The sequence below is a fragment of the Aminobacter sp. P4_D5 genome (genome assembly GCF_056401815.1).
In genome coordinates this window covers 1-1000 of the sequence record NZ_JBFUIP010000443.1, presented here as the reverse complement: position 1 = coordinate 1000, position 1000 = coordinate 1, and the positions used below count along the sequence as shown (strand labels likewise).

At 65.6% G+C, this 1000-nt stretch carries 1 protein-coding gene; it reads right to left on the bottom strand.

Annotated features, from left to right (window positions below; all coding sequences use genetic code 11):
- Positions 1 to 50: 50 nt before the first annotated feature.
- The coding region (locus AC1DWF_RS32615; protein ID WP_476842657.1) for a hydantoinase/oxoprolinase family protein at positions 51 to 1000 on the bottom strand (950 nt) is incomplete at its 5' end.

The following is a 1000-nucleotide window of genomic DNA, read 5'->3' as shown; positions in this document are numbered from 1 at the left end:
CGGGGAGAGGGTGGCCGAGCGAAGCGGAGGCCGGGTGAGGGGGCGCTTGGTCATGACGTACCCACCTCGACGATAATGTTCCCATCCGCATCGGTCCGCGCATGATCGCCCGGTTCCAGCACCGTCGTCGCATCCATCTGCTCGAGGATCGCCGGCCCGTTTATCATGGCATCGAGCGGCAGCTTTTCGCGCTCATAGACCGGCGTGTCGCGCCAGCCGCCGTCGAACCAAACCGGACGGATCTCGCGCAGTGCACCCTCCAGTGTCATCGCCCGTCCGGCCGGATCGATCAGCCGACTGAGGTCGATGTCGGGGCGCACGCCCGTCACCGAGGTGTTGAGGTTGACGAGGTTGGCGCGGATTTCCGGTAGTTCGACCTTGAAGCGGGCGAAATAGGCCTTTTCGAACAGCGCTTGCAGTGTGGCGCGGTCGATCTCGGGCGAAGGCAGCGGCACGTTGATGATGTGCGTTTGTCCGACAAACTGCATGTCGGCCGAGTGGCTGACGCGGATGGCCTGAGGCTTGATCGCCTCCTTGGCGATCAGCGCCTCGCCTTCCGCCCGGTGCCGTGCCAGCACCTCGCGGACGCGTTTTTCGTCGAGCATCGCCACCGGCTGGTTGAGGGTGTTGACGAAGTCATGGCGCAGGTCGGCGACGACGCAGCCGAGTGCATTGGTGATGCCGGGCCTCGCCGGAACCAGYACGCGGGGCAGGCCAAGTTCGCGGGCAAGTGCTGAGGCATGCAGCGGCCCGGCGCCACCGAAGGCAAACAGCGTGAAATCGCGCGGGTCGTGGCCGCGCGACACCGACACCATGCGGATGGCCCCGGCCATCTTGATGTTGCCGAGCCTCAGCACGGCACCGGCAGCAGCCGTGCCATCGAGCCGGGTCGCCTTGCCGATCCTGTCTTCGAAGATTTTCCGCACTGTTTCGACCGTCACCGGATTGTCGACGGCGAGCAGTCTTTTCGGGTCGAGCCGGCCGAGCACCAGATTGGCGT